At 51.1% G+C, this 26,715-nt stretch carries 21 protein-coding genes; all 21 read right to left on the bottom strand.

Features of this window, described 5'->3' with window-relative positions; translation table 11 throughout:
- Window positions 1–108 precede the first annotated feature (108 nt).
- Window positions 109–3,966 carry a hypothetical protein gene (locus B2118_RS05805; RefSeq protein ID WP_428054065.1) on the bottom strand — a complete coding sequence of 1,286 codons (3,858 nt, stop codon included), beginning with the start codon at window positions 3,964–3,966 and terminating at the stop codon, window positions 109–111.
- A 178-nt stretch (window positions 3,967–4,144) separates the two neighbouring features.
- Window positions 4,145–5,650 (bottom strand): hypothetical protein, encoded by a 1,506-nt coding sequence (locus B2118_RS05800; protein ID WP_428054063.1) that lies wholly within the window; start codon window positions 5,648–5,650, stop codon window positions 4,145–4,147.
- A gap of 48 nt (window positions 5,651–5,698) precedes the next feature.
- Window positions 5,699–7,153 carry a hypothetical protein gene (locus B2118_RS05795; RefSeq protein WP_428054061.1) on the bottom strand — a complete coding sequence of 485 codons (1,455 nt, stop codon included), beginning with the start codon at window positions 7,151–7,153 and terminating at the stop codon, window positions 5,699–5,701.
- A 10-nt stretch (window positions 7,154–7,163) separates the two neighbouring features.
- Window positions 7,164–7,436 carry a hypothetical protein gene (locus tag B2118_RS05790; protein WP_428054059.1) on the bottom strand — a complete coding sequence of 91 codons (273 nt, stop codon included), beginning with the start codon at window positions 7,434–7,436 and terminating at the stop codon, window positions 7,164–7,166.
- 13 nt (window positions 7,437–7,449) lie between these two features.
- Window positions 7,450–8,979, bottom strand: a complete 1,530-nt coding sequence (locus B2118_RS05785; protein ID WP_428054057.1) for a hypothetical protein — start codon at window positions 8,977–8,979, stop codon at window positions 7,450–7,452.
- A 28-nt stretch (window positions 8,980–9,007) separates the two neighbouring features.
- Complete coding sequence (locus tag B2118_RS05780; RefSeq protein ID WP_428054055.1) at window positions 9,008–10,639, bottom strand: hypothetical protein; 1,632 nt, start codon at window positions 10,637–10,639, stop codon at window positions 9,008–9,010.
- Window positions 10,640–10,775: 136 nt separating this feature from the next.
- Window positions 10,776–11,324 (bottom strand): hypothetical protein, encoded by a 549-nt coding sequence (locus B2118_RS05775; protein WP_428054053.1) that lies wholly within the window; start codon window positions 11,322–11,324, stop codon window positions 10,776–10,778.
- 3 nt (window positions 11,325–11,327) lie between these two features.
- Complete coding sequence (locus B2118_RS05770; RefSeq protein WP_428054051.1) at window positions 11,328–12,458, bottom strand: hypothetical protein; 1,131 nt, start codon at window positions 12,456–12,458, stop codon at window positions 11,328–11,330.
- A 2-nt stretch (window positions 12,459–12,460) separates the two neighbouring features.
- The gene (locus B2118_RS05765) at window positions 12,461–12,634 is read right to left on the bottom strand and encodes a class III signal peptide-containing protein (protein ID WP_428054049.1); all 174 of its coding nucleotides are present in this window, start codon (window positions 12,632–12,634) and stop codon (window positions 12,461–12,463) included.
- A 3-nt stretch (window positions 12,635–12,637) separates the two neighbouring features.
- Complete coding sequence (locus B2118_RS05760; RefSeq protein WP_428054047.1) at window positions 12,638–13,330, bottom strand: response regulator; 693 nt, start codon at window positions 13,328–13,330, stop codon at window positions 12,638–12,640.
- A gap of 27 nt (window positions 13,331–13,357) precedes the next feature.
- A complete protein-coding gene (locus tag B2118_RS05755) occupies window positions 13,358–14,479 on the bottom strand; it encodes an ATP-binding protein (RefSeq protein ID WP_428054045.1) in 1,122 nt (373 codons plus the stop codon).
- Window positions 14,463–16,367, bottom strand: a complete 1,905-nt coding sequence (locus B2118_RS05750; RefSeq protein ID WP_428054043.1) for an ATP-binding protein — start codon at window positions 16,365–16,367, stop codon at window positions 14,463–14,465. The genes B2118_RS05755 and B2118_RS05750 overlap by 17 nt, the downstream gene beginning before the upstream one ends.
- A gap of 120 nt (window positions 16,368–16,487) precedes the next feature.
- Window positions 16,488–17,435, bottom strand: a complete 948-nt coding sequence (locus B2118_RS05745) for a DsbA family protein (RefSeq protein WP_428054040.1) — start codon at window positions 17,433–17,435, stop codon at window positions 16,488–16,490.
- Between the two features lie 18 nt (window positions 17,436–17,453).
- On the bottom strand, window positions 17,454–17,723 hold the full coding sequence (locus B2118_RS05740; RefSeq protein ID WP_428054038.1) for a hypothetical protein: 270 nt from the start codon (window positions 17,721–17,723) through the stop codon (window positions 17,454–17,456).
- Window positions 17,724–17,738: 15 nt separating this feature from the next.
- Window positions 17,739–18,848, bottom strand: a complete 1,110-nt coding sequence (locus B2118_RS05735) for a HAMP domain-containing protein (RefSeq protein WP_428054036.1) — start codon at window positions 18,846–18,848, stop codon at window positions 17,739–17,741.
- 16 nt (window positions 18,849–18,864) lie between these two features.
- Entirely contained in the window at window positions 18,865–20,295 is a 1,431-nt protein-coding gene (locus tag B2118_RS05730) for a hypothetical protein (protein WP_428054034.1), read from the bottom strand.
- A gap of 11 nt (window positions 20,296–20,306) precedes the next feature.
- Window positions 20,307–21,197 (bottom strand): type II secretion system F family protein, encoded by an 891-nt coding sequence (locus B2118_RS05725; protein ID WP_428054032.1) that lies wholly within the window; start codon window positions 21,195–21,197, stop codon window positions 20,307–20,309.
- A gap of 2 nt (window positions 21,198–21,199) precedes the next feature.
- Window positions 21,200–22,825 (bottom strand): type II secretion system F family protein, encoded by a 1,626-nt coding sequence (locus B2118_RS05720; protein ID WP_428054030.1) that lies wholly within the window; start codon window positions 22,823–22,825, stop codon window positions 21,200–21,202.
- Between the two features lie 26 nt (window positions 22,826–22,851).
- Window positions 22,852–25,173, bottom strand: a complete 2,322-nt coding sequence (locus B2118_RS05715) for an ATPase, T2SS/T4P/T4SS family (RefSeq protein ID WP_428054028.1) — start codon at window positions 25,171–25,173, stop codon at window positions 22,852–22,854.
- 5 nt (window positions 25,174–25,178) lie between these two features.
- Window positions 25,179–25,925: a hypothetical protein gene (locus tag B2118_RS05710; protein ID WP_428054026.1), complete on the bottom strand. Its 747-nt coding sequence runs from the start codon at window positions 25,923–25,925 to the stop codon at window positions 25,179–25,181.
- A gap of 13 nt (window positions 25,926–25,938) precedes the next feature.
- The gene (gene cpaB / locus B2118_RS05705) at window positions 25,939–26,700 is read right to left on the bottom strand and encodes a Flp pilus assembly protein CpaB (RefSeq protein WP_428054024.1); all 762 of its coding nucleotides are present in this window, start codon (window positions 26,698–26,700) and stop codon (window positions 25,939–25,941) included.
- Window positions 26,701–26,715: the final 15 nt, after the last annotated feature.

Below are 26,715 nucleotides of genomic sequence, written 5' to 3'. Positions count from 1 at the left end.
TTCCCGCTCGTATGCGGGCCCCGGGATGACAACGCCGCCCCAAAAAAGGACAAAGAAAAAACCCCGGGAGGTTTTATCCCCCCGGGGCCTTTGATATACATACGCTACTTACTCTATATCAATTTTATCCACATCAAGCGTGTCATTAGAATCATAGGTACTGGTTGTGGATTCACCAGCCACTCCGTAATATCTGCCACACACTCTATTGTTGCTGTTGCTCGGTTTTGCATTTTTACCGTTAATGCACAGTGCCCCAATATAGCGCAAAGCATCTTCTACGGGCATTACACCATCTCCTAAACCGCACGGGTCTGCCGCACTTTCGTTAAACAAGTGCATATACTTCGTTAAATAGGCTCTGCGGTTCAAGGCGTCAATCGTCTTGTTGGAACTGGCCGCCAATTCCTGCTTGGTTACGGATTCTTTGCGTTGGAAACCAACCGCTTCCGCAATGGCGTGCAACGGATAGGCTTTGGGGTCGCTAGCATTGGTTACCCAACCACCACGTTCCAAGGCAGCCAAATAGCCGTCGCGGCCGCTCTGTCCAATAAACGGCACATCCGCCTTATCGCCCGTTCTCATTTCGTTCCAGTTGTAGCGGCCATAGTGGTAAGGTCTGACACTATCCATAGCCTTAATGGTTGCGCCATTACCCTGCTTTACCGCACCGCAGCCCAAGAAGCGTCTATCGGCAATAATTAATTTTTTAAGTTGTGCCTCAGACATATTGGCTAAGTCCAAGTTCTTGGCGTTCTGCAACGTAAGCGGAGCCGGGAAATACGAGGAATCGGCACTCGTATAAGCGGCAAACGCACCAAACGTATTTCTCCACGGAGCACGTAATTTCATCATTTGCGGGTCGTAGGAGTTGTACCCAATGGTTTTACCCAAAGAGCAGACTACTTCCAGCGGTACCTTTGCATTTTTATCCTGCGCATAAGCCACCGTCATAGCGTCCACCAACTGCGGCACACTCACTTTGCCGGAGTGTACGAACTTGGCATTCGCCGCCGTAAAAGCCTGCGAAGCGTTCGTGCGGGCAATTACACTGTTAATATAATCAGCCGCCACATCTTGCTGTAACAAGGGGGCAGAACCGCCACCGCGGGCCACACCCACAGCCAAGCACGCTTTAGTGTTCACGGCTTCATTGAACGGTTTAGGACCGCCTTTACCGTTTACAGAAAGCGTCGGGATGTTAAGCAAGCCCGTGCGTTCCTGGTATTTAGACGGAATACCTTTGCTGCCGTTCATATTATCCGCAAACTGCAAGATTTTTTCTTGCGGATTCTGCGGTTTGGGGTCCTGCTGAGGCGGTACAGGTTCCTGATCATCTTTATCATCCAAGTTCACCGGGAAACCGACATAATTGTTTCCGCCGTCGTCATACACGCAGGTAGCGGTGCTGACTACGCGGCCCGGGCGGTCTTGGCCCAAAATACCTGTAACTTTGCCTTTCTCGTCGCGCAGTTTGATTACGCCGTTTTGGCAGCCGCCTTTATTGATGCTTTCGCCATCCACGGACAGGCTGTCGCACTGGCGGATTTCCCACGTGATAATCGTGCGGCGGGACGGGTTGGTTCTGTCCGAACCGCGCAACGCTTTGATATTGGCGGAGTTAGCAATTACTTGGTAACCCGTGGCCAAAGTCTTGGCATTGCGTTCCGTACCCAACGAGTTGGTTACAAAGCCGTTGCCCGTCATTTGCTGGCTCCACGAACCCTTGTACGGTTTGATATCCATATGCGGGATATCGTAATACTGGCCTTGCGCCATACCCGTAGATGTGGTAATCGCGGACGCTACATCATTATCGTCGCCCTGAATCATATACGAAATCAGGAAGCGGGACTTCATAGCGTTGTAAGCCTGTTCACCCGTCATACCGTTGGTAAACGTCAAGTGGGCATACGGCATACCGTCAATCTTGGCGCCCTGGCTGGAAACCGTGGCGTGGTTTTCGCAGGTGATACGCACCAGCGGATACGGGCAGCGCGCACCGGTTACAAAGCCTTTGCCCTGTTTGGCACCTTTGGTGGAAACAGTCAAGGAATCTTTGGCATCGGTTTCGCCCGCATCTTTCATTACGCCGCCTTTGCGCAATACACCCAAAAAAGCAGTGTATTTCATCATCGGCTGAGCGCCCAAAGCATCTACATCTTCGGGGGCTACTTCGTTGCCGTTAGCGGCATCAGCGGTAGCCATACCCGTAGAGGCCTTATTAGCCGCGGGTTTATCTTTTCTAATTTTTTTATTCTTAATAGCAACACTTTCCACAAACAACGGCACAAAGTCCTTGCGGTTCGTCATTGCCGGGATGTTGCTGTTAAATTTAGCACCTCTATCAATGTAACCCACCACCAATTCTTGCGCTTGTTTGGTAGGCGTCATTTGATAGTAAGCGGACAATCTGGCAGTAGGAATACCTACTACGTAATGGAAGACCGTCCATTTGCTGGCATCTTTGGTGCTGTCAAAATCAGCCGTATAGAGGCCGTCTTTGGCAAAAGTATTGCAGTCGCCCGTTTCGGCAAACGTGCCTTTGTTTTTACCAAAGAGGTTATTCCACATTTTGCCAAATGCACCGCCCAAGCCATTGCTCAGGCAGTCCACACGCTGGGCAATCGGGCCCATAGTAACAGCATTTTTGTTACCTTCGTCCCAACCAGAGGCACAAGCTTCTTTGTACTCAGGTTTCTTTTTTAAACCGTCACAGGTCTTTTTATTAAAAGGAACACCAACGCCAGCAAAGCCTTCCCAATTTTTTGCCTTCACACCACAGCAAGTAGTCTCTTTTCCAGCGCCCTCTGCGGCGCCGAACATTTTACCCATAGACCAATCGTCGGTACCCGTGGCCAAGCAGGATAAGACACCGTTGAGGAAGCCCTGCAACATTTTGTCTTTCCATTTAATCCAATCCCACTTGCGGTCAAAGTTAGCCTGCCACTCTTTCTGGGCGCGGGTCTTCATCATATCCCACCACCAGGGTTCTTTGCCGTTGTAGGTAAATTTGCGGTCCAAATTGCCTTTACCGCCGCCGGGGCCAAAACTACCGCCGCCCAAACCACCGATTTTGCCGGGTTGGACAGGTTTCATCTGCGCGTCCATCAACGCCTGCATAGCATTGGCTTTGGACATAGCGTCTTTGGAGCGTCTGGCTTCGGCCGCAGACCCGTTACCAAAAGAGACTCTGGACGGTTTACCCGCCGCCTGCAAGGGCTGCAAGGAAACCGGCTTGGGGCTGTTGCGCGGACCGGAGGCACCCACTTTGCGGGCAGCCGTTTTCATACCGCCGCCCCACATACCTACTCCCAATCTGCTGCCGCCGCGGGTGGCTAAACCAGCGGAAGAAAGCGGATTGATTTTCGTGGCCGCACGGCGGAAGGCCGCACGCGTGGCGGGAGCCGCGGCACGTTTATAAATGTTGGTGTTATTCTCTTCCACTTCCGTGCTGGTAGAGGATTCTTGCGAAGCATCGTACCCGTCGTGGGAAGGAATATAATCATTGGTTACTTCGTCCGAAGCGGTGGTGTCGTCGCCCATTTTAATCAAACTAAGCGAATCGCGCCCCGCAAACTGGGCGATTTGACCGTCCGGGTTGCCCGTGGCGGTATCAAAGCCGTACCGTTCGGGGTCAAACACGGATTCCTCACTCCCGGGAGTAACCATAGGTTCTTCGCTCACTTGCCCGCTGTACTTATACAAGAACGGCAGTAACAAGAGCGCCACCAAAGCGGCGATGAAGAACGGCGCGTCCCGTCTGGTTCTCTCAAAGAGAGTTTTTCTGGGTTTGCCGTCGCTCCCGATTTTGGAGGAAACACGATTAGCAAAAGATTTAGAACCCATAGGCTTGCTGTTCTTAATCTTATCGCTAAAGGTAAAACTGTCTTTATTATCCTTCTTAGCGTCAGACGCGCCTAAAAAGGGGAACAAAGACTTCTTTTTATCTTTTTCCTCTGGCATAAGTGCCTCCTATTAAAATAAAACTGCTGGGTTAGGCCCTTTTTTATAGGGCCGGGGGATATTTTTTATCCCGATACATAAATAAAGAAATCCGTTGTTCGGAACTGGATGCCCATTCCGTAACAACTTTCTTTATGCGTACTCCCTTACTTCTATTATACAATTAAATCGCCTTTTTTCAAGGGGTTAATTTATTATCCTGCAAACTGTCCCCGATAGACGAGCCCCACTCCGGCTCCGGGAAGAAATCCGCCCCGCGGGCAAACGTATCATTAACCGTGGACTCAATGTCCGACGGGCGCACGCCCTCGTAATCGGCCGATTTCTTGCGCGCCTGCATACAGGCCTGCTGTTCTTCCAGCGTGGCCAAGGTTTGGCAGCGTTCCTTTTCCTGCTCGCAATAATTGGAATACGTATCGTATTTGTCTTCCAAGCGCAGGGTGGTGCATTTTTCGGTCTGGGCGTTCTTCATTTTTACGCCGCAGGTACTGCTTAAATTGGAATAAGCCTTTTCCACCGCTTTACAACTGTTGCGGATGCCCGCCAAGTTATTGGTGAAATTGCCGTTTACATCGTCGCAACTGGCCGGAAAAGAACCCGGCAAACTTTTAATGGCTTCGTACGAACTGGAAATTTGCGCGTCAATACTCCCGCCCGTATCTTTTAAGGAAGCGTTACACATTTCTTCCTGGTGCAGTGCCATTTTAATACTGTCCATTTCCGCCACTACGCTATCGGGGTCAATGCCCATCCCTCCGGCCATACCCGAGGAATCAAACACGCGCTTGGGCATTTCCGCCCCGTTAAAGCCCGCACCCGCCAGCATTTTGCTTAAACCGGGGTGCTTGGCGCGTTTGGCCGCCAGACTCGTCAGCCACACATAATACAAGTCCTTGCGGGCCTTGTTGGTGTCAAAATCCGAATTAATGTTAAGCGGGGTCATAGAACCGCCGTTTTTGAGCGTTTGGGTAAGCGCAGTAACGCCCGAATCCACACTACGGGCCTTATCCACGGCGTGCATAAACCAATCGGTACCGCTGCCACCCGCAATATTGGCGTTGGCAATTTTTTTAAGCGTTTGGGACGAATCAAACCCGTCCTTGGGGTTACGCGCAAGAGCGGAAGAGTCCGTGCCGAAATACACCTCGGCCTGCTGGGTAGAATTAGCCTGCGTGTTGGCTACACCGTTCCCGGGGACCACTACGCCCGGGCGCTTTATTCCGTCGCCCGTATCCACCTGGCTGTATGCAGTGGCGAGCGCATCGCCCCTGCGGCCTTGGCGCGCCAAAGAAGCGTTTAACGCACGCAAATTAAACAGTTGGGAGGCCTTGGCCTTTTCCAGTTGGTCCTTTAACGAGCCCGAATCGCCCGCAAAAACATTGGAGCCGTCGGGGTCCGGGCGTTCGCCGTTCATAATTTTGGTATGCTCGTTCCAGGTTAAAAGCGCCTTTAAAAAGGAAATATTTTCCGTTTCCTCGGCGGAGTACCCCATAGCCCACGCCAAATTGCGCAGGAACGGAATTTTGCCCACGGGGACCACGGAACCTAAAAACAGTAAAACCAAAAAAACCGCCGCCACAATACGCACATTTTTGGAGCGCGCGAGATTTTTAACCTCTTGCCACAAGAGTGGCAACGGTTTTATATCTTCTTCCTGTTCGGTCGGTTTATTTGGTTCTGCCATAATTTTCACGCAAAAGGGCGGGGACGGTGTACGCCCCCGCCTATTAGGTTATTTACCTTTTATAATCTTAGTACCTTGCTGGCGAAGCATATTGATGCCTTCGGCTTTAAGCATCGTTTTGCCTTCCTTCATAGCAAACTTTTTCATTACGCCCGTGATTTTATCCATAAATTTAACAATCGGGCTTTCTTTGCCGGAGAAAGCAGCCGCAATCGTAAAGCCCAGTGCGCTGACGCACAAGCCGCTGAGAATACCCGCCACCAAGGGGAGCGAACCGCCCCCAAAGCGCGAGGCATACTGCCCGGCCTTTACCAGGGTAGCGATAGAAGTCGCCGCCGCGGCCGCAATAATTGCAAGCCCAGCCACAATGGACCACACGCCCACGGGAATAGCCGTTCTCCCGGCGCGGATTAAACCATACCCAAACATCGCCGCAGCCGCCGTGGTCGCCACGCTGGCCAAGAGCAAAATAGTAAGCGTATTGCGGGCCTTTTGGCGCGCTTTGGCTTCGTCTTCCACCTTTTGGGTAGCCTTGCCGACAGATTTCAAGCGTTTGTTGGTCGGCGTTTTAAAATCAGCGGAACCCGTCGTGCCGACGTCCACACCGCCCTCTACGCGCATACCGCCCGAGTTATTGGACCCCGCTAAAAAGGCCGTAGCCCCTTCGTTCGCGCCGCGGTGGCTGTTTCCGGCCACATCGGCGGAGCGTTTGGCAATAGCCTGCAAATCGTTTCCGCCGCGGGAAAATTTACCGTTGGAAACGGTCGTTCTTCTGCCGCCGGCCATAAAGCCGGAATTTTGCCCTCTGGCGCCGGAACCCGTATCCATAGCGGATACCAAGTTGGAGCCGCTGGGCATTGCGCCCGAAAATTGATAGTCGCTTCCGCCAGACGTAGAACCTGTTGCGCGGGCACCGCCCAACGCGCCGGAGGCTTGGTTGAACACATTTCCGCCGGACACGGAACCCATAGAGGCGCGCGTTAAGGTATTTACCGGGCGGGAAGCATTATTAGCCGCACCCGCGCGGCGGGCCGCTTCGTTCACCGCCCCACCCGCAGAATAGCGGCGCGCTTCGCCAGTGGCCTTATTTTCCTGCACGGTGGCGACGTTGGCGTTCATATTTAAACCGTCGGATCCGGATAATTGCACGGCCTGCCCCAAGGAACCCGCCACATTATCCACTTTATCCAGCCCAAAGCGGCTGGCCGAGCCGTTATCGCCCAAGCGGGCTACATCGTCGGGGTTGGCCAGTTTGTTGCTGGAATCTACGATGTTAATAGAGGTCAGTTGCCCGTGTCTTTCCTGTAACCCCTCGTAGGACGAGGCAGAGCCCGCCACCGAGGACAAGGAACGGACGGCTAACTCCTGCTTGCCCTGTTCGGCGCCTACGCCAAACAAGGTAGCCGAAGCCAAACCGCCCACGGCTAGTGCGGTAACGGAGGTATTCAGCACCGTCAGTTGCACTTTGCCGGAGACGCTTTTTAAAAATTTAAATACATTCATAATTTTCTCCTTACCGTTTAAACGCGTCCACAGCGTTTTGCACGCCGGACGGCTGCGCTTGCCGTTGCAAAGCGGCGCGGCGGTAAGAGGCCGCTCTTTCCAAGCGTTCCTCCTCGCGCTGCTGTGCTTCTTTCTCTGCGCGCACTTTGGCGGTCAGTTGGGCGCTTTCGTAATAAATTACCGCGCCCCATACCGCCCACAACGCTACCAGCAAAAGCGCGACTATGCGCCAAATAGCATTGTGTTTATTCCACGGCTCAATAATCAATTTTCCAATTTGCATAAGTCAAAATCCATTAATAAATTGGTGGCGGAGCCCCAGGCACGCCAGCCTGGAACGCACTGGAACCAGCCAACTGGGATCCTCCCGCAGCACCACCTGCTCCCCCCGCACCGCCAGAAGCGGCGGCTTCGGACGCGCCAGACAAGCCCAATTTTTGGCCAATGAGTTTGTAAAATTTAGCAAAAGCATTGTGTAAAATAAACGAAACGGCCACACCTGCGGCCATTAAGCCGCCCACAATTATCACGGCCGTGGACATACCCGAGCCGCCCCATTTATGGGCAAACTGGCCGCCCTTAACAATCGCCGTAGCCGCAACAGCCAAAGCGGCAACCATCACAGCAACCGCTAAAATCGTTCCCCAAAGCGGAATTTTTTTGAGGAGTGGAATCGCAATCATTGCGGCCAAGCAGGTGGCAATCGCTTTCCAAAGCCATTTTTGCAGGTTTTGGCGGTCAATCATACGCTGGGTGGCTTCGTCCACCGCACTTGAAGTCCAACTACCGATACCGCGCAAATTGGCTTCGTGTACATTGTCAAAATCCTTAGAGCCCTGCCCTTGGCCGATAGCCACGGTGTCGCCCACAATGCGCATACCGCCCGAAACCTTAGTGCTGGCCAAGAACGCGCGGGAGCCTTCGTTGGCGGAGCGGTTGCGGTTACGGGCCGCATCGGCGGAACGCTTTTGAATAAAGACTAAATCTTTTCCCTCTTTGGAGGAGCGCGCATCGCCGACGGACAAATCTTTATCCGCCCCCAAGGAGTTATTGCCCGGGCCAAAGTTGGAGCGGGAACGCATTTGCATCCCCTCTACCGTGCGGTTGGCCTGTGCTTGCGCGGAAGCAAAAATGTTACCCACTTCTTCGGGCGAGCCTGCCGCGGCCGCGGCGCGGGAACTGGCGGATTTGCCGCTGTCCTGAATTACAAAGGAGGAATTAAACGCCTGACCGTGCCCTGCGTTAGAGGAGCCTGCGCTGGTGCGTTTGGCGCTCGCTAAGGTAGGAGCCCCAGGCTTTTCTCCCTGTGCATTGGCCTGCGCTTGGGCTTGCTCTTGCGCGCGGCTGATAACATCCTTCATACCGTTCATCGTGCCCTGTATGGCCGCCAAGGGGTTACCGTCCAAGCGTTCCCCTTTACCGTCGTTGGCGTTCATCCCCAAGCCCTCGGTTGCGCCCATTTGATAGGCAGACGGCGTAGGAGACACGGACACGGAAGGAATTACGTCATCCTCCATAGCCTGCGCCTGTTTTTGCGCCAAGGTCATTTTTTCGGTCATTTCAATCGCCTTAGAGGGTTTGGCGCGGAAAGCGGATTCCACTTCGCCATTGGCCCCATAGGAACCGCCCGAAGCCCCGGCGACATAAACCACCTCGCCCGGGTCGTACTGGGCGGCGGGATTGAAGGCCGTGTTGTCGGAGGGCGTATCCAAATATTGCCAAGCGGCAATACCCGCCACCCCCACCACGGCGGAAAGACCCACCGCTTGCGCGGCGGAAAGAGCCATTTTTCCGGCCCGGCCTGTCAGCCATTTAAAGATATTCATAAATTCCTCCTAACTTAAAAACTAAATTTTATCCACGTTTCCACGGCGGCTTCTGCTGCCGGTGCTTTTTGATGTATTCTTGCCAGTCCCGCTCCTTCTGTTGGCGATACTCTTCTGCTTTGCGTTTCATATCCTCGTGGTTCTTCTTCATCTCGTCCGTCCACCACGATGTGTCAAGTTTCCCGTCCGACGATTTTTGCATTGGCGTTACTTCCACCACTTCTTGCTTACTATGCTTGGCACGGGAATTATACGCCGCAACACGCGTGCTTTGGTATTGGCGGGACATTTTATCCGACCCTTGGGCCAAAGTAGGCTTCATCATTTTACCAAATGCAACGGCCTCATCTTTCTGCTCCGAGTTGTATTTGTCATATGCTTGTTTATCTTTCTGATATTGCTCTTTGGCCGCGTTCCAACGCGTTTTATCCAACACCTGTTCCGAACCGTTGTCCGAAGAAGAGGTCATATAATCCTGTTTGCTCGGTTTCGTGGGCATCGTGGGAACTTTTTGCTCTGATTGTTTTACTCCGTTATTCTTCCACGCGTCGCGCACCGTACCTGTTCCTAAATCCGACTTACCCAAAGCCGAAGTAACTAATGCTTTTTCTTCGGGGGTCAAGGCGGAAACATCTTTGTTTAAAAGTTCTTTACCCAGTTCCGACGCATAATTGTTACCCGCCTTGTTGGCCGACATATTGGCCATCCAAGTATCAATGCCCTGGCTTAACTGCTGCATACCGATATCCACCACCTTGGTAAGCACCTGTTTCCACAAATCGTTAGCCAAAGAGTTGCCAAATTTTTCTTCTTCTTTCTTTTTTTCGTCCTTACCTCTTTGATTGGCATCGTCAATCTTTTTATCCAAATTGCTCAAATCCGCAGACGACACAGGGGCATTGGTATCCAAATTAAGGCCAGCCGTCTTGCTCAAATCCACGCCGCCAGTTTCGGAAAACGCTTCGCTGCCTTTAATCCCGGCGCCCATTAACGCGCGTTTGGCATTGATGCTTTTACCGTCCTTTAACCCGGCCGCCGCCGCACTGCCGCGCGCAAACTGGGACAAGGCCTTTTTGGCGTCCGTGTTCTTTAACTGCAAGGGCGATTCGGTGCCTTTATCTTGGCTTTTATAGGGAGAAAAGTCCCCCTTGGGCGCACCCCAAGTGGCGCTGATACCGCTTCCGCCCGTGCTACGCATACTGGCCGAACCCAACTGACCGATTTGCGTAGGCGTTCTGGCTCCGCCGCGGCCCGAATAACCGCGCCCGGAATAGCCGGAATAAGACGAATCAGCAGACGAAGATTCCGCTGCTGTATCGGTAGAGGCTTCTTCTTCCTCGGCCTGCGCGGCATCCTCTGCCTGGCGTTCCTCTTTTTCAGAAGAACTGTAAAGCATAGTAGAATTGTTGCCCTGCATATCGGGGTATTTGGAGGCTAACAAATATTCTTCGGCCTCGTCATTTACAAAGGGCATTTGGGCCAAATCGTACCCGCGGGAATTGAACCCGTCAAAGGACGAATCGTCCGCCTTGCCCAAAAAGGAAGCCATTGTAATTAACGCCACAAACACCACCACCACAATCGCCCCCAAGGTATAGGCCTGTTTGCGGTCCATTTTATTCATCTTTTGGAAGACATTTCCCGGCTTTAACTTAAACATACAAAACCCCTTAACATAATAATAAAAACTACTCTTGTTGACCCGCACCCGGGGGTGCGCTCAAACACAGAGTTACATTTACCTACTTTTAGTATAGGCAGAAAATACCCCCTTGTCAAGGGTATTTCCTATACCGTTACCGTCCTTCCGGGCGTTGGTACGGCGAAGGACGCTCGTTCGCACCTACATATTTGGTGCTGACGACCTCGCCCCCTGTCTCGCACAAATAGTTATAACCTTTTACGCATTTGGCGTCCTGTTGGCAGACTTGGTCGCGGTTGTATTTGCACAGAAAGCGAATCCGCGGCGGGCGCGTGCGGGCCGTGATAACCACCTTCGTCCAAGTGCCCGAGGTGTTAATGTCCAATTTGAGTTCGTTTAAACTCAAAAATTTCCGCATACCGGGGTTATCAAAACCTAGGTAGTTTTCCACCTTTTTTTGGATGTCTTTCTGCAAAAAGCGTTTATCCCACGTATTGGCGTAATAGTCCGTAACGTGCGACTGCAACTGGAAACGCCGCCCGGCATAATACCCCGCGATTTCCATTTTTTGGCTCAAAATCAGCAACCCGAAGATTTTGATAATAAACAAAATGAAAATAACGAAAATGGGAAACAGCAGGACCACTTCGGTAGTGGCCTGCCCACGACGGGAGCGAAAGAGAGAAAAGTTCTTTATCATCATAAATTAAGGCGCCAGCGTTACGTTGTACTTAGGCAACGGGTTCGGCCACACGCAGTTGTTATTGGCGCGCGGGCACTGCAATTTAACGGTGGTACGCACAAACGGTTTATATTTTTGTTCCAAGTTAATATTAAAATGGTTTTTAGGCAACGTATAGTTTTGTTTCAGCAGGATACCGTGCCCGAACTGGCGCAAACGCGTGCGGGAACCCGGGTCCAAATACGCAAACTGGAACATCTTAGTCTTTACGTTTTCTTCCATATTAAAATCCAAGTTGTACGCGCCGTAGTGCGCCCCGGAGCGGGACGAATCGGATAAGAAGAAGCGCACGTTATTTAAGTAAAAGGGCTGTGCGTTAAGCGGCAAATAGTTGCGCAGTTTGGCCGCGCTTTGGCGGGCGCAATCGGAGCGTTTGCAGTTGCTTACGTTTAAATAATACACCGAGCGGTACATAACGGCATTTTTGCTGTTTTGCTTATACACATACGTCTGGGAATCGTACGTAGAACCGACATACAAAAACATTTCCAAATAGTATTGGATAACGTTTTTGGCAAAGTCCACGCCCGGGATGTAATAATTTTCCACAAGTTCGCGGCTCATCACCGGCACCCACTCGCCGGACGACGGTTCTTTGGGCGATTCCTTTTCCCAATCCGAGCGGGGATAGTGGTTTTCGTCCTTAGTGGTAATGGCCGGGTCGTAGCGCAGGCCCCAATCGGTGGATTCGGCGCGGGGCGGCGCGTTAATGCCCGTTTCGTAATCGGGCCCAATAGCCGGAATACCGCCGCCGTGGTAAAAAAGTTCAAACACGCTAACCTGCGCCGGGCGGCCCTGACGTTTGGCCTCTTCGGTAGCGTTGACCTTTTGGTCCTTGTAATACAGCATTACACGGTAAGGGAGCGGACCGTTTACCATCCCCAGCGCGTTCAAATAAGTGCTGGCGGCAGATACCTGCGTATAGGCGGCGTTATCCAAGGCGAACTGTTCGCGCACCTTGGCCATAGATACCTTGGCGGTTTCAAATAGCAAATAGATAACCAAGATAAAAATAGGCGCAAGAAGCACCGAAGGCAACAGGATTTGCGCCTTTTTCTCTTGGAGTTTGTGTTTTATACGCTGCCAATTAAACATTTTTAACTTGCCAGTAACTGCCCGATAAAGATAAACAAAAACCGCACAATGTGCGTGTGAAACGCCGTTAAAAAGGCCGAAAGCACCACCACCACCGTGGCAAGCATCAGCACATATTCAATAGTGGCTTGCCCGCGGCGGCGAAGTAATAAAACTGGCGGCCTCTTTACCGGCATAGATTATTCTCCGTCCATATCGTCGGACACGGTTCTGCCTTCCGACGAAATCAGCCCCTTTTCAATGGCTTTTACCACCGCTTCCGTGCGGCTGCTTACGCCCAATTTATGAAAAGCGCTGTTTAAGTGGTTTTTAATCGTTTTTACACTGCACCCCAACTCTTTGGCCAGCTCCTTGTTGCTTAACCCTTTACCCAAATAGTCCATTACCTTAATTTCAGTTTTCGTCAGCGTGGCCTGGGAGGGCATACCGTTATCGCCCATTTTGCGCAGGCCGTGGAGGAGTTTGCCCATTAACTGCTGGGGAATCATTAACCCCTCGCTGGTGAAGGTTTTAATAGAGTTGACGAGTTCGGCGGCCGGAAGCATTTTGGACAAATAGCCGTTGGCCCCCGCCTGAATAGCGTCCAAGACGTGCGCTTCGTCCTCAAAACTGGAAAGCATCAGCACATTTACTTCGGGGCACTGCTGGCGGATTTGGCGCGTAGCGTTAATACCGTCCATCTTCGGCAATTTGATATCCATTAAAACCACGTCGGGTTTTAATTTTTTAGCCTTGGCAACCGCTTCCAGTCCGTCGGCGGCTTCCCCCACCACTTCAATCCATTTCTCCCCGGTTAATACATCTTTAATCCCTTCCCGGAAGAGCGTTTGGTCGTCCGCAATCAGTACCGTTACTTTTTTCTTCTTGTTCATAGCAACTCCCCTACACGTTGTAAAATGTTACGAATTCATAATAGGCAGCGTAAAATTAAACGAAGCCCCTTTCCCCAGGCCCTCGCTATGGGCCCAAATGCGCCCGCCGTGGTTTACGACGATATCCTTGGCAATGGATAAGCCTAACCCCAAGCGGCCGACACGGCTTTTGTCGCCTACTTGCGTAAAACTGGTAAACAAATTGGGCGCCTGCTGGGGGTCAATACCGTCCCCAGAGTCCGCTACTGACACTTTAACATTTTTTTCATCTATTTTGCTAACAACAATTTCAATCGTGCCATTATCCGGCGTATGGCGCACGGCGTTTTCCAAAATATTGGAAATCACTTGGCGGATACGTTTCTCGTCGGCAAACACAGGCACCGCGCCGCAACTTTCAAACGTAACGCGGATATTGCGCTTGGCCCCCTTGGCCCGGAAGATTTCCGCCGTCTTCTTTAAACTTTCCGTTAGTTCAAAGCGGGCTTTTTCAATGCGCAGTTTGCCCTTTTCAATGGCGGCCCAGTCCACCAAGTCCTTAATCAAATGCTCAATTTGGCCGATAGACTCGTCCATAAACATCATTTTTTTCTTTTGGTCGTCGTCGGGCGTGAGTTTCTTTTTGAGCATATCAAAACTCATTTTAAGCGTCATTAACGAGTTGGACAAGTCGTGCGACACAATGGAAAAGAATTTGGACTTCATATTATTCAAGCGGTCCAAATCGTCGTTGCGCGTTTTTAACTGGGCGAGCAATTCCTTGTTGCTCTGCTCCAAGAAATACTTATCCAACGCACGGTTAATGGTGCGCTTTAAATAGTCAAAATCCACCGGCTTAATTAAAAAGTCGTAAACGGACTCCTGCATAGCCTCCATAATGGCGTTTAACGAGGCATAGGCCGTAATCATAATAATCTGCGTATCTTGGTTAAAGGAGCGGATTTTACGGATGAGTTCCATACCCGTTTCGTCGGGCAGGTTGTAGTCCATTAAAATCACGTTAAAAAACTCGCTGGCGCACAACTCCAAGCACTCCGCCGCGGTACCGGCCTGATAGACTTTATAGCCCTCAATTTCCAGCAAATCCACCAGCGTTTCGCGCAGGTTGTTGTCGTCATCCACTACCAAAATTTTAACTTGCTTCTCCATAACTCGTGTCTCCGGGTTTTTTATAAATTTTCAGATAAATTTGGAAGCAGGTTCCCTTGCCTACTTCGCTTTGAATAAACAGTTTGCCCTTGTGGCGGCTAATGGCCTTGCCCACGACGGCCAAGCCAAGCCCGGTTCCGCGGGCCTTGGTGGTAAAGAACGGCGCAAACATTTTATGGCGGACTTCCTCGCTGATGCCGGGGCCCGTATCGGCAATGTAAATGCACACCACGCGGCGGCCTACCTTCGTGCCAACGGTCAGCGTACCGCCGCCGTTCATTGCTTCCACAGCGTTGGACACAATATTGCGGATGGCCTGTTTGATTTCCTCCGCGTCCACTTTAATACGCACCGATTCCGGGTCCAATTCGTCCTTTAACGTAATACCCGGAATAAACGGGTATGAAAGCAAAATTTCGCGCAGATAACTGTTCAAATCAATCGTGCTTAAAATCAAATCGCGCGTGCGGGCATAGCCTAACACCTCGCTGATAATGCTGTTGGCCTGCTTAATTTCCGCCTCAATAATGCCAAACTGTTTAAGCAACTTGGCGTCCGGCGTGCGCACCAGCATTTTGATTAGGCGCGTGGCGTTGCTGATGACAGCCAGCGGGTTACGGATTTCGTGGCTGATGATAGACGCCATTTGCCCGATAGCGGCCAAGCGTTCGGATTTTACCAGTTCCCGTGTGGCGGCCTTTAATTCGTGCGTACGTTCCTCTACGCGTTTTTCCAGCGCTTGGTTCATTTGCGCCAGTTCCGTTTGCGCGCCAATCAACTCCTGCCGCCGTGTGTGCAACGCGCCCGACATATCCACAAACGCCTGCGCCAGTTCGCCAATTTCGTTATTGGGAATATCCAAATCCTCTTGGCGCACGACATAATCGCCGTTTTCGCGCTGTTTAACCGCCGCCCGGCGCAGCCGCTCCAAAGGGCGCGTAATCGGTTTAATTACCCAATAACTCACCACTACCACAAACAGCAACATCACTAATACCAAAAGCGTTACGTCCCACAGCGAGTGGAAAGTGCTCTCTTTAAGCAACTGCAAGGTTACATCCGCAGGTTGGTCCACATACACCCGCCAGCCGGAAAGCGGTAACTCGGCCGAGGCCACCAAAATCTTTTCTCCGTTGGACAGCGAGAGTTCCCGACTGTGCGCACTGCCCAAAAGGTTGCTGATTTCGCGCACGCGGGCCGTCATTTCGGGCTGGGGATCGGTGGCTAGGCCGCCGGGGGCCCCGTTAAACGAAATAATCTGCCCTTCGCGCGTGGCAATCACGGCGTTCATATCCATTGGATAGACCTGCAACAACATTTTACCCAACTCCGCAAGACCCGTTTCCGCCACTAAAACGCCCGATACGCGGCTGTCGTTTAACCGCTGGCGGATAGGAAACGCCATTAACATAAAAAGCCCATCCTCGGACGGATAGACGCCCCCCAAGTAATACGGCTTTTTCTCTTTTACACACGCTTGCAAAATGGATTTTATTTCCTGCGCCCAATTTACGTTTTCCGCCCGTTCGCCGGAGGACAGCAACAACTTGCCCGCCGGGTCCAATGCCGCCAGATACAAAACGGATGGGTCGCTGCGGCGCAGGTATTTTAAATCGGCGCCGTTAATAAAATTGTGGCCGCCAAAATCACTGTGCAAATCCACAAAGACGGAAAAATACTGCGTATTGTGCGTAATGTTAAAACGCACCGCCGCCGCCAAACGGCTGGCCACCGTTTGCTGTTTTTGCGAAATTTCATTTTTCAGCACGCGGCTGTTTACATCCATTAAGTGATACCCGATAATGAGCACCGGCACAATGGAAATTAAAATCAGCACAAAAACCGCGTTGGAAAATAAACCGCGAAACAGACTTCCCTTTGTCTTCATAAAATTTGTATTTGTCCTTCAAAATATCCGGGCCGTAAGCCGGGGGCCTACCGCCGGGGTACTTTGCAAAACGGGGGCGGGGAAGTGTTTTCCCTGCCCCCGTAATTTGTCAAAATCAGGTTAGCAACTGCCGGCAGGAGCCGCGGCCGCGCCGGATTTAGCGGCGTTGGGGTTCAAGAACCCAAAGCCTTCAATTTCCGCTGCGGAACCGAAATCCAACTGCACTTTGCCTTCCCACACAAAGGACGGAGAGGCGTTAATGCCGTATTCCTGCGTGTATTTGGCTTCGGCCTTCAAAAGTTCCACCCCTTCGGTATCAAATTTCTTCATAATTTTTTTGGAATTGATACCGGCTTCATCCATCGCTTTATCCCAGCGGCTGGAACGGTAGTCTTTGTTGCGGATTTCCAAATATTTCCAGAATTTTTCCGGGTAGTATTTGGCAATTAACAGTTGGCGGATGTCTTCTTCCCACTCGCCGGAACCGTGCAGGCTGGAAAAACCGTCTTTGTCGCTGTAATTAACGATATAGCGCACGCGGATATCTTTTCCCGCAGGCATTTTACCGTCTTTTTGGGCTTGGATAACCAAGTTTTCGGCCATAACGCCATAAGGGCATTGGGACATTACAAAAATTTCCATTACGCCCGGTTTGGCGGTTTTGTTGTTAAACACGCCTTGGCGGGTTTGGTGCGGCAAAATGATGTATTCCGCATTTTCTTGGGCGTAACCGTATTGCAGGTGTTTTTCCAATTTGGTGCGGATGGCATCGGTCTTTTTAATCAAATAAAGCGGCAAGAAACTGTAATCCAAGCCGGCCAATCTTTCATCGTCCGCGGCATCTTTATAAGATACCTTGGTTACAGTCGGTTCCATTTCCAAAAACTGGGCGATACCGGCCGTCAGTTGGGGGTCTTCCTGCCCCGCTTTGTATTCGTCCGCTTCAATAATAACGAACTCCGCCTTGGCAGGCGCTTTTTTAGCGGTTTTGACCGCTTTTTTGGCCGGGGCGGCAAACGCGAGTCCCGCGACGGCACAAACTACTAAAATGACAATGAGTTTTTTCATTAACCCTTATTCTCCTTTTTATTTATCTTCCAACTCTACGTGTACCCCGCGGATACCGATAGAGCACAACAAATTGTAAGCCAGCGCAAACAGCACCGACGAAACCAAGAACAACAGCGTGCCTTGGATAGCGCGCATAATAAGGCCCATTACATAGGCAACCGTAAAGGAAAAGTCGGGGTTGAACATTTCCATAAACGCGCTTAACAGCATCACCACAAATACAGCCAATGGGAAAACAGAAAACAACAACGCTGAAATATTAATTTTTTTGATTTCTACTTTCATATCTTCTCCTAAATCTTATTTTTCGGGTTCCAGTACCAGCACAATGCGGTTTTTGCCTGCATCGTCGGGCAGTTGAACGGCTTTTACCAAACATTTTACATTTTTATTTACAACTGTGCCGCGCAGTACCTTGGTCGGGTTTTCAAGCGCTTCGCCCACTACCTGGATGATTTCCTGCTGGCGTCCGTCAAAAATGTCCAACAAGTGTACTTTTTCTTTGCCCGGCACTTTCAGTTCAAAGTTAGTATATAAGATGTTGTTGTTTTCGTCAATAACTAACGCGCGGGAACCTTTCGGCACCGTTACAGCCAAAATGGTCTTCCACCAGCGTTGTTCCTTTTCCAGCGTCATAATTTCCACGTTTTCCATACTCTTGATATCTTCGCGGATTTTGACGAGCAAGCCCGAAACAGCCTGCGCCACGCCGCCGATTTCATCCTTGCGCGACGGAAAAGAAAGCGTTAAATTATTAAGCGAAACGGCCTCTACGCTATCCTTTAACGCACCCAGCGGGCGGATAATTTTAAGCAATAAGAACAAATACAGCACGCCGCCAATGAGCAAAATCATAATAAACGCACCGCACGCATAGCGCACCATAGAGGATTGGATTAACTTTTGGGCGTTCTCGCGTGAAACGGTTACGTTGACGACCCCGGCCACGGCGTTGCCCTTGGCCAAAAGCGGGATAGCCATATCGTAATATTCGCCGCTGGACGTTAAAATAGCGCGGGGAAGTCCGTCCCGAATCGCCTGCACCGCGGCATTGGAATCAAAGCCCACGGAAGCATTGTAATCGGCATACGACATACCCAAAAACTTGGTATTTTCGTGCCAGCGGATAGAGCCGTCGTAGTTCAAATACACCAAACTGCGGATGCGGTTATCGTTGCGTTGGAGGCCCTTCATAATTTCGGCCTCGCGGAAGGTAGCCGCGCCCTTAGGGCGGGAGGCCAACCACTGCACCAAGGACGGCGCGCGGAAGCGGACCATTTCCACCATTTCGTTTTGGAGTTTTTTGTCAAAGACAAATTTAAACAAATTGTAATAGAACAACCCGCCGATAACGGACGCATATACCGTTACCAAGACGAACCACAAAAGCCATTTGGATGTCAGTTTCATATCAAAAACACCGCTCCTATTTCATTAACTCTTCCAGTTTGCGCAAGCCCAAGTCCGCATCGCTGTTGCCCGGGTCCAGTTGCTTGGCCACAATCCAAGCCTGGCGGGCGCGTTCGTAATCGTCTTGGTTGTACGCATCCAACCCTTCAATAAATTTGGCGCGGGAAGCGTTGCTCGCTTCGGCAGACACCGGGTTCGTGGTCGTACCCGTTAAAGTCGGCAAGGTTTCGTTCGCCCCTACGGTACCGACAGAAGAGCCGATTCCGCCCGTAGAAGCGCCGGGGATAACCGTACCGCCCGTCATACCGGGCACATTGCCGTCCACCACCACGGTTTCGGGCTGTTCCGGCAGAGTTTCTTCGGCCTTTTGTTCGGCTTTATTGGCGGCGTCTTCCGCCTTTTTGGCGGCCTGTTCGGCCTTGGTAACGGCCTGCTGTTGTTTTACGCGCAAATGGTTTTCCTTGGCGTTGCGGGCCCGTTTGATAAGGCCGTCCATCGTCGTCGTATCGGCGCCCCATTTTTTGGCGTTCGTCCAGTACGAAACGGCTTGGTCAAAGCGGTTTGCGTTATACGAGCGGTTGCCCGCCTGATAGTAACCCGCGGCAATTTCGTTTTTTAACTGAGACATATATTTTTGCACGCGCGGGTCGCCGGGCTGGATTTTCGTAATGCGTTCAAACACGGCGTAAGATTCCACATACTGGCCTTTGTTATAAAATTCCAAGGCCTGCTTCATAGATTCTTCCACCTGCTGTTTGCGCAGTTTGTTTTCCGTTTCGGCAATTTTGGAGACGAGTTTCGGGTCGTCCTTGCGCATCAAAAGGGCATTATACCACGCATCCAAGGCGGCCTGGTAGTTATCGTTTTGATAGGCTTCGTCGCCGCGGCGGGTATATTCTTTGGCAATGTCGTAATCAATTTTGCGCTTCCAAGACTGGGCCTTGGAGTTGCCGGGCTGAATCGTCAAAATTTCGTTTAATTTGTCATTGGCTTCCACCAAGCGGCCGCTGTCGTAGAGACGAATGGTTTCCTGGAATTTGGCCTCAATTACTTCGGCCTCGGACGTGGTGCCGTAAGTGCCCATATGACTGGCCTGTTTGGCGAGCGTTTGGGCCTGTTTAAAGTTCGGGTCAATGCTTAAAATGGTTTGGGCCATTTCCTGCGCGCGCTGGTAATCGCCGTATTTATACAGGCGGTAGGCGTTTTCATATACCATACGAAGCGTATAGTTTTGGATACGCTGTTTTTCCAACTGTACGGTAGAAAGATACTGTTTTTTCTCTTCCACATCGTTCAAGGTGCCCATAGAAATTTTGCTCAAATCCAAGAGCATCCCCTCTTCCTTGCCGTGCTGGCGGACGGGAACTTCCTTGCGGAACGTATTGGCCGCTTGCAACCACGCGGGAGCAAGGGCTAAAACAAAAGCCAAGGTGAAATATTTTTTCATATGTTTATCCTCTAAAAACCTGCGCCGCCGCTGACCAAACCGCTAATCATCGGGGCTAAAATTAAAATAAAAATCGTCGGGAAAATGAACATAAACAGCGGAAACAACATTTTGGTGGACGCCTGCGCGGCCAACTTTTCGGCGCGACTCAAACGGCGGGAGCGCAAGTCAGACGAGAAGTTACGCAACAAATCCACCAAACTGGTACCGAGTTCATCGGACTGGATAATCAAACTGACCAGAGAGCGCACTTCGGCCACCCCGGTACGCGCGGAAAAGCGTTCCAACGCTTCCCTGCGGGAATAACCCAGTTTAATTTCGTTAATCGTTTTTTCCAGTTCCTCTTCCAAAATCGTTTTTTCTTTGGCAATTTTGATAATTCTTTCAAAGGCGGTCAAATAGTCTAGACCGGATTCAATAATCAGGGCCGCCAAGTCCACCGTCGTGGAGAAGTTGCCCAGAATTTCCGCCTGACGCTTTTGGATTTTGCTTTTAATGAGCACGTCCGGCACCATAAAGCACAGCGGCACCAAGAAAACGGGCCAAATGGCCTGAAACAAAAGCATCATCGCCGCCGGAATAGCCAAAGAAGCGATAATTTTAGTATATAAAATATCCACGGGCTGCGGGTTATCGGGGCTGCCCAGTTGCATATGCAACTCTTCCAAACTCTTTTCCAAGTGGAAGTTATGCAGGCAGAACACCGCCAAGCGGTCCATAATTTTCTCTTCCGGTTTTAAACGTGCAAAACTGGAAGTGGATTTAAAGCGGCGGACCGCCACGTCCACGATTTCCTCTTTTTTAGGTTTAGGGGCCAGCAAGCCGAAAATCGTCAAGAAAACGGCAAACATCCCCACCGCCAACAGTAAATTGAGCCCTAACGTAAACGCTAAACTGTTCATAATTATACCCGCACTTCTCCCATTTTTTTAAGTACCTTCATACCGATACCAATCCAAATGACGCAGAATAAGAACACAAACATCCCCACCGGGCTGGTGTAGAACGAAATCATTTGCGTCGGGTTGAAGATAAACATTACCAGCATCATCACAAACGGCATAATGCTGACCACGATGGACTGGATTTTCTGCTGGGCGGTCATCGCCTGCAATTTTTCTTCCAGTTTGCTTTCTTCGCGGATGTTTTCCACCAAGCGGGCGAAAATAACCGTTAAGTTACCACCGACCTGGCGCTGGATAATAATAGCCTTGATAATATACGAAAGCATACGGCTTTCCACGCGGTCGGAAAGGCCGTCCAAGGCTTTTTCAAAGGGAGTACCCAACTGGTAATTTTTTACCACCAAGCCGAACTCGTCGGCAATCGGCGGGAGCATATCCTTGGACACGAGTTCAAACCCCTGCACAATATCCATACCGGAGCGCAAGGAGTTAGAAAGCAAAATAAGCGAGTCCATTAACTGTTTGTTCACGCGTTTGCCGCGGCTCTTTTTAAGCGCGTCCAACACGGCCGCCGGCATACGGATACTGACAAACGCCCCCAACAGCACGACCATTAAAAAGACAAACACGCCAAAGAAGCCGCCCACCATTAAGCCCAAGAACAGCCCAAACAGCGCAAATACGCCCACCGTACCAAACACAATGTATTTGATATCAATGGTTACGAACTGGCGGTTAAAATCCTCGGCCCACGCCACGCTTTTTTGGCGGTAATCGGCCACTAATTTGGCAATGGTTTCCTTTTTGCCGTCTAACAATAAATAGACCGCAAACCCGGCCAACGCCGATCCCAACAAGAGCATAATCAAATTGATAAAGCGTTCCGCGGCAGTCGTTTTGTAAATATCAGGTTTGGGCGGATAGGCCGGAATAGGCGCCGCAAAGAATTGGGAAAACAAGTGATTGGACAGCACCACTACGCCGATAACGGACTGGCGGTATTTGTTTTCACGCTGGGAAAGTGGACTGGAAAAAGATTCAATCGTGCTGAAAAATTCGCTGTTCATCAGTTCCAGCGTAGAAAGCATAGAGCGCGCGCGGCCTTCCATACTGTCCTTCATAATAAGGGGCTGTTTGCCGCGCAGCAAATCTTTATTCAAACGGTCCAAGGCGGCCACCAAGCGGATACGGTCGCTGACGAACCCGCGGGACAGTTGATCCAGCACCACGGGCTGTGTGGGGTCCAAGGATTTATCGGCGCGGTCCAAGAAATAATACACATTGGAAAACGCCTGGCGCCACAAGTCCACCTCGCTATATGTTCCTTCGTTGGGCACATAGATAACTTTGTTTTTATCCATACGCGCCAGTTCGGAAGCGAACCACTTGGGCATTTGCACCACTTTACCCGCCGCCGCACCGCACTGGTCCGGCAGTTTATATACCTTTTTATCGGCGGGCAGGCTGACGTCAAAAAATTCCGCCATAATGCGCATTTTTTCCTGGGCGCATTGGATGCGCGCGCGGTCGTTTTTATTAAGCGCGCGGGCAAACACACCAGCAGGCGCCAACAAAAACGACAGCAACATAAGGGCCAAACACAACACTTGAATTTTCTTCGTCATAATCCTTGTTCTTTTAACTAAAATTTTTATGCCTTAACCGGAGCAGCCGGCGGCGGAGGCGGAGTTTGCTTTCCGGCCGCCATTTGCGCCTGCAAGCGGTGTACGGCATTTAAGTCCGGGTCTCCGTCCGGGCCCACGGGCACGGCGTTCTTTAAAAAGATTTCCTTATCCACCGGCTGGCCTTTGGCGGCAAAATCGCCAAAGAACGTCGGCAGTTCGCCTGTCGGCGCGAAAACGCCCTGTACCTTGCCGTTTTCGTCCACGCCCGTCTGCACATAGCGGAACAGGTCGGTGGATTGGATTTCGTTATCCTTTTGTCCGTGCATTTCGGTAATATAGGTTACCTTTCTGGAACCGTCCGAAAAACGCGACAACTGGACAATCAGGTTGACGGCGGAGGCAATCATTTCGCGGATTACATAAATCGGCAAATCGGCGCCCGTCTGCATACACATTGCTTCCAAGCGGGACACACCGTCGCGCGGCGTGTTGGCGTGAATCGTGGTCAAAGAACCTTCGTGGCCCGTGTTCATCGCCTGCAACATATCCAACGCTTCGCCGCCGCGGCACTCCCCGACCACAATGCGGTCAGGACGCATACGCAAGCAGTTTTTTACCAAATCCTGAATCGTAATAGCACCCTTGCCTTCCACGTTTGGCGGACGGCTTTCCAAGGATACCCAGTGCGGCTGCTGCAAACGGAGTTCCGCGGTATCTTCTACGGTGATGATACGTTCGTTATGGGAAATATAACCGGAAATGGCGTTCAAAAAGGTAGTTTTACCGGTACCCGTACCGCCGCAGACAATAATGTTTTTGCGGATGCGGACGCATTTTTCAATAAACGCCATACACTCCGGGCTAATCGTGCCGAAGCGGTAGTAATCTTCGGGTCCGAAGGGCTTTTGCGAGAAGCGGCGGATTGTCAGCGTCGGGCCGGAAACGGCCAGCGGCGCAATAATAGCGTTTACACGGGAACCGTCCTTCAAACGGGCGTCCACGAGCGGCACAGATTCGTCAATACGGCGGCCCAACGGAGCCACGATACGTTTGATAACCTGCACGACCTGCTCGTTATTGCGGAATTTGTATTTGGTTAAGGTCAACTTACCTTTTTGTTCAATAAAAATCTTATCAAAGGCGTTGACCATAATTTCGGTTACGGCCGGGTCGCGCATTAACACTTCCAGCGGCCCCAAGCCCAAAATTTCGTCCAAGAGTTCCGAAGAGAAGCGCGTGCGCTGGTCGCGAGAGAACTGCAAGTTGGGCTGTTTTTGCAAAATATCATCTACAATCGCGGCCACACGTTTGCGGGTCTGCGCGCTGGCGGAACTTTCGTCGCTGACGACGATGTGTTCAATTTCCAGCGTGTGCACCACTTCTTTATGGATTTTTTGTTTTAAATCGTCCCAGAAAGACAATTTAGTCTTTCCGGCTTCTTCTTCCGGCTCGGCCACGTGGCTTTCCGCCGTGGTGGTTTTGCCGTCGTCAAACAGTACCGGGCTCCAAATTTCCTTGGAGGCTTGGGCAAATTCTTCGTCGGACACCGACGCCACCCAATCCTTAGGGGCCGGTTTTAAATCGCGGATTTTGGCCAATACCAAGCGCAAGCCCTTTACCCACTCGGATTGTGGGTTGGTGATAATTTCCACTTCCTTGCGGTTGGCCGTAGCCATTACGTCCTCATCCCACGGCAAAAACACGTCCATTTCGCGCCCGAGGGAGGAGTAAAAGCGTTCCACCTCTTCGTAGGGAATAGAACCGGGCATATCGTAGGCGTTGCAGATAATGCTCACGCGGTCCAAAGGATAATGCTGTTCTTTATAATCGTTAAAAAGTTGGACGGTGGAATTTAAGTGCGTGCGCGTGGCTTGCGACACCCAAAAAATCTTGTCGGCAATATCAAACGAGAACGCCTGCATCGGGAAACTGGATTCCACATCCAAGAAGATATCAAAGGTTTGCGACAAACGGGATAAAATAGGGATTAAAATCTTCGGGCTGATGGCAGACACCTGCGCACGCGTATTGCCCAGCGGCAGCACGCCCACGCCCCATTGGGACATAGAAATTTTACCGCGCAATAATCCCCCCACCACAGCGATAGAGGTATTGCCCAGCGTTTGCAAAATATCGGACACGCTGACCGGTTTTTTGATATCCAAATAGAAACTATGCTCCTGACGGGCCAAGGGGTCCAGCGGGACAATCAGCACCGGACGCTTTTGAATACCCGCCCAGCCAAGGGCCAAGTTCAGTACCAGCGTGGTTTTGCCGGCGCCTTCCTTAGGCCCGGCAAACGCGATAATTTTTGCTTCATTTTTAGGGGTGTCTTGTTCTTCTGCCATAAAAACTATTCCACAATTTCAACCGTGATAAACAAGAAGAGCGAGCGTTGCTCTTCGGTTACGTCTTTGTTCTTAAAGAGTAAGCCGATAAGCGGGATCCTGCCCAAGAACGGCACGCGATCCTCGGACACGTTGCGGGAACTGTTCTTCAATCCGCCGATAACCAAGGTTTCGCCGCTGTTAATTTCCACGTGGGTTTCCACATTGCGGTTCGTAAAAGAAGGGGCCGTAGCTGTACCGATTACCACCGTTCTGGAATAGTCCACCGTGGAAACCTCCAACTGAACCTGCAAGTCAATCAGGTTGTTGCGTTCCGGCAAAATGGTAGGCAAAACGTTAAGCAAAATACCGTATTCTTCCAACTGGGAGCCGACGCCCTGGTTGTTCACCACCGGTATCGGGATCTTACCGCCTACGTTGATTTTGGCGGCGTTGCCGGAAGACGTTACAATCTTTGGGTTGGAAAGCACCTGGGCGCGGCCTTCGGTTTCCATTAAGCGCAGGCGGGTAGCAACCGCCGTTTTGCGTTCAAATTCGCCCAAGGACAGCACACCGGGGATAGCGGCTTCTTCAAAGTCAAAGAGTTGGTTCCAAGAGAACCCCTTTACGCTCTGCATCGTACCGCTAATTTCTACCACATCGGCGCTGACCGCCACCAGCCGCGTTTGTTTGGCAAACGCGCCAGACGGCAACAGCACACCTAAAAGCAAGACGGCCAGAAAAACTTTTGAGATAAACTTTTTATTCATCATTGGTTTGTCCTATTTATTGAAATAATTTTTCAAAGGTGGCTACTTCCATCAAGTAGTTCGTTACGTCGCCGTGCGAACGCAAGATGACCGTTACGGCCCCGTCAGACTGGGCGAGTGCCAACGCCAAATACTGCGCGTCGCGCGGGGAAAGCGACAAAGACAAAGCCGTCTGGTCGGAGTAAGCCGCGGCGTCGTCCTCTTTGCTCTTCATTGCGCTGGCGGATTTAGCATCTAATCCCTGGCCCAAGTCGGAACCGACGCCCAACACCTTTACGTTCTGCAACAAGGTAACCGTTACGGTTTGGCGCTGTCCGCTCTTCATCGTGGCTTCAAACGTAAGCAAAATATCCACATTATCATCCGGCTTAATCATACTGGCGGTGGCTATCGGCACGTTGGTAAGCACGAAGCCTCTCATTTGCACCGGGATTTTGCTGGACAGACCGGCCTCGGGAGACAGCGAGGTTACGGCATACTTGGAAATCTGGTTGCCTTTGGGGATTTGGATACGCGCCACGGCGTTTTCAATAGATTTGAAATCGGCGGGCGTGGAGTAGGTGAAAGCATCCTTCTGCAAGTAAGCGGCCGGCACGGGGACGGGCTTAATATAGTCGCGCTTGATTACTTCGCGCTCTTTAATGTCGCGGATCGGCACAAAAACCTGTTGGATGTTTTTAGATGCGTTAAGTTTCTTTTCCGCGCTGCTGACAATCATCGCGTACACAATGGCCGCCAAAATGGCTACCACCAATGGAAGCATAATTCCTTTTTTCATTTAGTCTCCTTAAAA

It is taken from the genome of Candidatus Avelusimicrobium stercoris, from assembly GCF_002437085.1.
Lineage (GTDB): Bacteria > Elusimicrobiota > Elusimicrobia > Elusimicrobiales > Elusimicrobiaceae > Avelusimicrobium > Avelusimicrobium stercoris.
Note: the sequence above shows the minus strand (reverse complement) of the source record. Positions and strands in the feature narration are given on the sequence as shown.

Excerpts from the sequence above, each read along its gene's own strand:
- B2118_RS05805 (WP_428054065.1), bottom strand. The coding sequence starts at position 3,966 with ATGCCAGAGGAAAAAGATAAAAAGAAGTCTTTGTTCCCCTTTTTAGGC.
- B2118_RS05800 (WP_428054063.1), bottom strand. The coding sequence starts at position 5,650 with ATGGCAGAACCAAATAAACCGACCGAACAGGAAGAAGATATAAAACCG.
- B2118_RS05795 (WP_428054061.1), bottom strand. The coding sequence starts at position 7,153 with ATGAATGTATTTAAATTTTTAAAAAGCGTCTCCGGCAAAGTGCAACTG.
- B2118_RS05790 (WP_428054059.1), bottom strand. The coding sequence starts at position 7,436 with ATGCAAATTGGAAAATTGATTATTGAGCCGTGGAATAAACACAATGCT.
- B2118_RS05785 (WP_428054057.1), bottom strand. The coding sequence starts at position 8,979 with ATGAATATCTTTAAATGGCTGACAGGCCGGGCCGGAAAAATGGCTCTT.
- B2118_RS05780 (WP_428054055.1), bottom strand. The coding sequence starts at position 10,639 with ATGTTTAAGTTAAAGCCGGGAAATGTCTTCCAAAAGATGAATAAAATG.
- B2118_RS05775 (WP_428054053.1), bottom strand. The coding sequence starts at position 11,324 with ATGATGATAAAGAACTTTTCTCTCTTTCGCTCCCGTCGTGGGCAGGCC.
- B2118_RS05770 (WP_428054051.1), bottom strand. The coding sequence starts at position 12,458 with ATGTTTAATTGGCAGCGTATAAAACACAAACTCCAAGAGAAAAAGGCG.
- B2118_RS05765 (WP_428054049.1), bottom strand. The coding sequence starts at position 12,634 with ATGCCGGTAAAGAGGCCGCCAGTTTTATTACTTCGCCGCCGCGGGCAA.
- B2118_RS05760 (WP_428054047.1), bottom strand. The coding sequence starts at position 13,330 with ATGAACAAGAAGAAAAAAGTAACGGTACTGATTGCGGACGACCAAACG.
- B2118_RS05755 (WP_428054045.1), bottom strand. The coding sequence starts at position 14,479 with ATGGAGAAGCAAGTTAAAATTTTGGTAGTGGATGACGACAACAACCTG.
- B2118_RS05750 (WP_428054043.1), bottom strand. The coding sequence starts at position 16,367 with ATGAAGACAAAGGGAAGTCTGTTTCGCGGTTTATTTTCCAACGCGGTT.
- B2118_RS05745 (WP_428054040.1), bottom strand. The coding sequence starts at position 17,435 with ATGAAAAAACTCATTGTCATTTTAGTAGTTTGTGCCGTCGCGGGACTC.
- B2118_RS05740 (WP_428054038.1), bottom strand. The coding sequence starts at position 17,723 with ATGAAAGTAGAAATCAAAAAAATTAATATTTCAGCGTTGTTGTTTTCT.
- B2118_RS05735 (WP_428054036.1), bottom strand. The coding sequence starts at position 18,848 with ATGAAACTGACATCCAAATGGCTTTTGTGGTTCGTCTTGGTAACGGTA.
- B2118_RS05730 (WP_428054034.1), bottom strand. The coding sequence starts at position 20,295 with ATGAAAAAATATTTCACCTTGGCTTTTGTTTTAGCCCTTGCTCCCGCG.
- B2118_RS05725 (WP_428054032.1), bottom strand. The coding sequence starts at position 21,197 with ATGAACAGTTTAGCGTTTACGTTAGGGCTCAATTTACTGTTGGCGGTG.
- B2118_RS05720 (WP_428054030.1), bottom strand. The coding sequence starts at position 22,825 with ATGACGAAGAAAATTCAAGTGTTGTGTTTGGCCCTTATGTTGCTGTCG.
- B2118_RS05715 (WP_428054028.1), bottom strand. The coding sequence starts at position 25,173 with ATGGCAGAAGAACAAGACACCCCTAAAAATGAAGCAAAAATTATCGCG.
- B2118_RS05710 (WP_428054026.1), bottom strand. The coding sequence starts at position 25,925 with ATGATGAATAAAAAGTTTATCTCAAAAGTTTTTCTGGCCGTCTTGCTT.
- cpaB (WP_428054024.1), bottom strand. The coding sequence starts at position 26,700 with ATGAAAAAAGGAATTATGCTTCCATTGGTGGTAGCCATTTTGGCGGCC.